This is a genomic window from Nocardia sp. NPDC003345, from assembly GCF_053589395.1.
The window spans coordinates 1-5,379 of record NZ_JBSFRU010000393.1 but is presented as its reverse complement, the minus strand read 5'-3'; the positions used below and the strand labels follow the sequence as shown (position 1 = coordinate 5,379).

The 5,379-nt window shown below is 68.5% G+C and carries 5 protein-coding genes and 1 pseudogene; 5 read left to right on the top strand and 1 reads right to left on the bottom strand.

What is annotated here, in order from left to right; genetic code table 11:
- The 3 genes and pseudogenes from ACWDU1_RS28950 to ACWDU1_RS28940 form a co-directional block, all read left to right on the top strand.
- Window positions 1–352, top strand: a pseudogene (locus ACWDU1_RS28950) (esterase family protein); the annotation flags it as partial.
- Window positions 353–473: 121 nt separating this feature from the next.
- Window positions 474–2,606 carry a S9 family peptidase gene (locus ACWDU1_RS28945; protein ID WP_450003300.1) on the top strand — a complete coding sequence of 711 codons (2,133 nt, stop codon included), beginning with the start codon at window positions 474–476 and terminating at the stop codon, window positions 2,604–2,606.
- A 133-nt stretch (window positions 2,607–2,739) separates the two neighbouring features.
- A complete protein-coding gene (locus ACWDU1_RS28940; protein WP_450003298.1) occupies window positions 2,740–3,441 on the top strand; it encodes a DUF2334 domain-containing protein in 702 nt (233 codons plus the stop codon).
- Between the two features lie 111 nt (window positions 3,442–3,552).
- Here ACWDU1_RS28940 and ACWDU1_RS28935 read toward each other — a convergent pair whose 3' ends face one another.
- The gene (locus ACWDU1_RS28935) at window positions 3,553–4,197 is read right to left on the bottom strand and encodes an MBL fold metallo-hydrolase (RefSeq protein WP_450003297.1); all 645 of its coding nucleotides are present in this window, start codon (window positions 4,195–4,197) and stop codon (window positions 3,553–3,555) included.
- A 148-nt stretch (window positions 4,198–4,345) separates the two neighbouring features.
- On the opposite strand from ACWDU1_RS28935, the gene purS reads away from it, so the two are divergent.
- The gene (purS, locus tag ACWDU1_RS28930) at window positions 4,346–4,582 is read left to right on the top strand and encodes a phosphoribosylformylglycinamidine synthase subunit PurS (RefSeq protein ID WP_450003295.1); all 237 of its coding nucleotides are present in this window, start codon (window positions 4,346–4,348) and stop codon (window positions 4,580–4,582) included.
- Window positions 4,579–5,256 carry a phosphoribosylformylglycinamidine synthase subunit PurQ gene (gene purQ, locus ACWDU1_RS28925; protein ID WP_450003293.1) on the top strand — a complete coding sequence of 226 codons (678 nt, stop codon included), beginning with the start codon at window positions 4,579–4,581 and terminating at the stop codon, window positions 5,254–5,256. The genes purS and purQ overlap by 4 nt, the downstream gene beginning before the upstream one ends.
- Window positions 5,257–5,379: the final 123 nt, after the last annotated feature.

Genomic DNA, 5,379 nt, shown 5'->3' with positions numbered 1-5,379 from the left:
CGGTAACCCGGACAATATGTGGGGTCCCGGCGGCAGCCCCGAGTGGGCCGCCCACAATCCCGCGCTCATGCTGGACCGGTTACGCGGTAAGACCCTGTACCTGTCCACCGGCAGCGGTCTGCCCGGCCCGCACGAACTCGAACTCAAACCGCAGTTGCCGGAGAACATCGTGCTGGGCGGTCCGATCGAGTTCGCGGTCGATACCTGTGTGATCGCGTTCGAGCGCCGGGCGCGGGCGGCCGGCCTGCCGATCCGGGTGGACTACAGCCCGGTGGGCACCCATTCCTGGTCGTACTGGAACGACCATCTCAAAGCGTCCTGGCCGACCGTGGGAGCCGCGATCGGAGGCTGAGCCGGACACCGGCCGGTGGCGTCTGCCGGCCTCGCCACCGGCCGCTACGGTGGTGGCCATGGCTGACAGTGGTAGTCCGGTAACCGGTAGCGCGGCCGGCGCGGCCCCGACGGCGAAAGCCGTGGCGGCCCCGACGGCGAAAACGGTGCCGTGGGAGCGCGAGCACCACGGTGACCGATTCGTCGACGAGTACGAGTGGCTGCGGGACAAGGAGAATCCTGAGGTCATCGCCTATCTGGAGGCCGAGAACGCCTACACCGAGGCGCGGACCGCGCATCTGGCACCGCTGCGCGGGAAGATCTTCGACGAGATCAAATCCCGCACCCAGGAAACCGATCTCTCGGTGCCGACACGGCTCGGCGACTACTGGTACTACTCCCGCAGTTTCGAGGGCAAACAGTACGGCGTGCAGTGCCGCTGCCCGATCGACGCCGCCGCGACCGGCGTCGACGCCTGGACTCCGCCGCAACTGGAGGCCGGTACCGAGATCGCGGGTGAGGAGATCCTGCTGGACAGTAATGTGCTGGCCGAAGGGCATGATTTCTTCGCCCTCGGCGCCTTCTCGGTGAGTCATGACGGCAATCTGCTCGCGTTCTCGGTGGATACCGCCGGCGACGAGCGCTACACCCTGCGTTTCAAGGATCTGCGCACCGGCGAGCTGCTGGGCGACGAGATCCCGCGCACCGCGCCCGGGGCCACCTGGTCGCTGGACGGCAGCCACGTCTTCTATCAGACGGTCGACGAATCGTGGCGTCCCGATACCGTGTGGCGGCACCGGCTCGGCGGCGGCGCCGATACCGATGTCAAGGTCTTCCACGAACCGGACGAGCGGTACTGGGTGAGTGTCGGCGCGACCCGGTCGGAGAAGTTCCTGATGATCTGGGTGGGGTCCAAGATCACCACCGAGGGCTGGGTCCTGGAATCCGCCGATCCGACCGGCGAGTTCCGGGTGCTGCTGCCGCGCCGCGAGGGGGTGGAGTACGGCGCCGAACACGCCGTGGTGGCCGGGGAGGACCGGTTCCTGATCCTGCACAACGATGTGGTCGACGGGGTGAAGGCGGAGAACTTCGTCCTCGCCGAGGCGCCCGCCGATGATCCGTCGCGGCTGCGGACCCTGATCGGGCACCGCGACGATGTGCGGCTCGAGGATGTCGACGCGTTCGCGGGGCAGCTGGTGCTCAGCTACCGGCGGGAGGCGCTGCCCCGGGTCGCGGTGTGGCCGCTCGGTCCCGACGGCTACGGCGAACTGCGGGAACTGGAATTCGATCTGGAGCTCTACAGCGCGGGTCTGGGTTCGTGCCCCGAATGGGATCAGCCGACGCTGCGGCTGGGCCTCACCTCCTTCATCACCCCGACCCAGGTATTCGACTACGTGGTCGAGACCGGTGCCCTGCTGCTGCGCAAAGAGCAGCCGGTACTCGGCGGATACGACGCGGACGACTATGTGCAGCATCGTGATTGGGCGGTCGCCGAGGACGGCACCCGGATCCCGATCTCGATCGTCGCGCGGCGCGATACGGAAACGGTGAGCGGCCCGAAACCGCTGCTGCTCTACGGGTACGGGTCCTACGAGGCCAGTATGGACCCGGGTTTCTCGGTGGCGCGGCTGTCGCTGCTGGACCGCGGGCTGGTGTTCGCCATCGCCCATGTGCGCGGCGGCGGTGAGATGGGACGGCTCTGGTACGAGAACGGGAAAACCCTCACCAAGAAGAACACCTTCACCGATTTCGTCGCCTGCGCACGGCATCTCGTCGACAGCGGTGCCACCGCGCCCGACCGGATGATCGCCGACGGCGGGAGCGCGGGCGGGCTGCTGGTGGGCGCGGTGACGAATATGGCGCCGGAACTGTTCGCCGGAGTGCTGGCCAATGTGCCGTTCGTCGATCCACTCACCTCGATCCTGGACCCGTCGCTGCCGCTGACCGTCATCGAATGGGACGAATGGGGGAATCCGCTGGCGGACAAGGAGGTCTACGAGTACATGAAGTCGTACTCGCCCTACGAGAACGTCACCGCGCAGGACTACCCGGCGATCCTGGCCATCACGAGTATCAACGACACCCGGGTGCTGTACGTCGAACCGGCCAAATGGGTCGCGAAACTGCGCGCCACCAAGACCGGCGATGCCCCGCTGCTGCTCAAAACCGAGATGAGCGCCGGGCACGGCGGTGTCAGCGGCCGGTACGAGAAATGGCGGGAGATCGCCTTCGAGTACGCCTGGGTGCTGGATACGGTCGGCGCCGGCGACCGCTGAACCGCGGGTCATCGGATCGTGTCCGGATGTTCGCCATCCGGACATATCCGCTCAACAACGTGGCCATCGGCATTGCATGCGCAGGTCATCGCGGCTGCACGCCGCGGACACCTGCGCCTGCCATCGTTGGTACATGAACGCTGAGCTGCTCGTATCTGTGTCGGGGGTCCGGGAAGCCACCCGGGACGCGGCGATCGGCTTCGCCGAGGAGATGGATCAGCGTGGGGTGCGGCTGTCGCTGCTGGTGGCGCCCCGGCTGAAGGAGAAGTACCGCCTCGTCGACGACGCCACTACTCAGACCTGGTTGCGCGGCCGCCGCGGCCGGGGCGACGCGATCGTGCTGCACGGATACGATCAGGCGGCCACCAAGACCCGGCGCCCGGAATTCGCCGCTCTGCCCAGGCACGAGGCGCTGCTGCGGCTCACCGCCGCGGACCGGGTGATGGAACAGGTCGGCCTGCGGACCCGGTTGTTCGCCGCCCCGCGCTGGGACGCCTCGGCGGGCGCGGTCGCGGCGCTGCCCGAACTCGGGTTCCGGCTCGCGCTCGGCCTGACCGGTATCCACGATCTCGAACGCAACAGTGTGCAGAAGGCGCGGGTCTACGGGATCGGTGAGGGATTCCGCGCCGAACCCTGGTGGTGCCGCGCACTGGTCCTGGGGGCCGCCCGCACCGCGCGCCGCGGCGGCGTACTACGGCTGGCGGTCTCCGCCGCCCAGCTGGGCCGGCCGGGTCCGCGGCAGGCCATGCTCGACGCCGTCGACCTGGCGCTCTACCACGGCGCGCGCAGCGACGTGTACCGCTGGGAAACGGTTACCGCGGTGCGCGCGGCCTAGGCCGGGGGCACGGCCACGAGACGGAGGTAGGTCTGCCCGGATCGGCGATAGTGGGTGGGGGTCTCCTCCCCGGCGCCCGGGCCCGGGGTCACCGGGTCCGGGCGGCCGGACTCACAGTTCGGTGCCGGTCTCCGGATCCAGCGTCCTGAATTCCGTGTCCGCTTTACGCATCTCGTCGAGACGCCCGAAGTACACGCCCCAGGCCTGTTCGGCGATGATCCCGTAGTGGATCGGGAAGGCCAGCCGCGGCGCCACCGAACGCAGGTAGTCGACGGCCTCGCTGATCTTCATCCACGGTGCCGCCGCGGGTACCGCGAGCACATCCACCGGTGTGGACGGCACCCACAGCGAATCACCCGGGTGCACGAACTGGGTGGGGTTGTCCGCCGACCCGAGCTGGAAGACCGTGTTGTCCACCACCGGCAGTTCGGGATGGATCACCGCGTGCCGGCCGCCGCCACCGGTGATCCGCAACCCGTTCAGATCCAGCACATTGCCCGCGTGCACCGCCTCCCAGCGGCCGCCCTGCGACCGGGCGGTCTGCGGATCGGACAGCAGCCGGGCGCCCGGATTGGCTTCGACCAGCGCCTCGATCCGGTTCGGATCGATATGGTCGGCGTGCTGATGGGTGACCGCGATCGCGTCCAAGCCGGTGAGGCCCTCGAAACCGTGCGAGAACGCCCCGGGATCGAAGAGGACCTTCATGCCGTGCAGTTCGACGAGTACGCAGGAGTGACCGAAATGGGCTACACGCATAGTCCAAGGCTAATACCGGTGCGCTGTCGTTCGCCTCACCCGGCGCGACCGATCGGCGACCCGGCAATTAGGCTGGTCAGGTAACCCCATCCGTGTCCCGGCGCCTCCGGCGGCCGGGCGCAGCTCACCCCTTTGTGAGGAGCAACCCGTGGCACGTGTCGTGGTCGAGGTCATGCCGAAGGCCGAGATCCTGGATCCGCAGGGGCAGGCGATAGCCGGCGCGCTACCGCGCCTGGGCTTCGACGGCGTCAGCGACGTCCGCCAGGGCAAGCGATTCGAACTCGAGGTCGGCGACGACGTCAGCGACGATCAGCTCGCCTCGATCGCCGAATCGCTGCTGGCCAACACCGTCATCGAGGACTGGAAGGTGGTGCGCGTCCCGTGACCGCCCGGATCGGGGTCATCACCTTCCCCGGCACGCTCGACGATGTGGACGCCGCCCGCGCGGTCCGGCTCTCCGGCGCCGAAGCGGTGAGTCTCTGGCACGCCGACGCCGACCTCAAAGGCGTCGACGCGGTGGTCGTACCCGGCGGTTTCTCCTACGGCGACTACCTGCGTTGCGGCGCCATCGCCCGGTTCGCGCCGGTGATGGGGCCGGTGATCGAGGCCGCCGGCAACGGGATGCCGGTACTGGGCATCTGCAACGGTTTCCAGGTGCTCTGCGAAGCCGGCCTGCTGCCCGGTGCCCTCACCCGCAACGAAGGCCTGCACTTCATCTGCCGCGACGAATGGCTGCGGGTCGAGGCCACCGACACCGCCTGGACCTCCCGCTACGAAACCGGCGCCCAGATCCTGGTGCCCCTGAAATCCGGGGAGGGCCGATACCAGGCCTCCGAAAAGGTCCTCGACGAACTCGAAGGCGAAGGCCGGGTGGTCTTCCGGTACGCCGGCGACAACCCGAACGGATCGCAGCGGGGGATCGCGGGGATCGCGTCGGCGAACAAGCGGGTGGTGGGGCTCATGCCGCATCCGGAACACGCGACGGAAGCACTGACCGGGCCCAGCGACGATGGGCTGGGGTTGTTCTTGTCGGCCTTGGACGCACTGGTCACCTCCTGACCTCACAACTCCGGAGAACGCGCCCACCCGGCGCTCATCCGTATGCGCCACTCGCCAGAGACGGGCTAACCCTCCCGGCGCCGAGTCCAGCGAGGCCCCCAAAGGGTTCGGCCCGCGTCTGCT

Excerpts from the sequence above, each read along its gene's own strand:
- ACWDU1_RS28940 (WP_450003298.1), top strand. The coding sequence starts at position 2,740 with ATGAACGCTGAGCTGCTCGTATCTGTGTCGGGGGTCCGGGAAGCCACC.
- ACWDU1_RS28935 (WP_450003297.1), bottom strand. The coding sequence starts at position 4,197 with ATGCGTGTAGCCCATTTCGGTCACTCCTGCGTACTCGTCGAACTGCAC.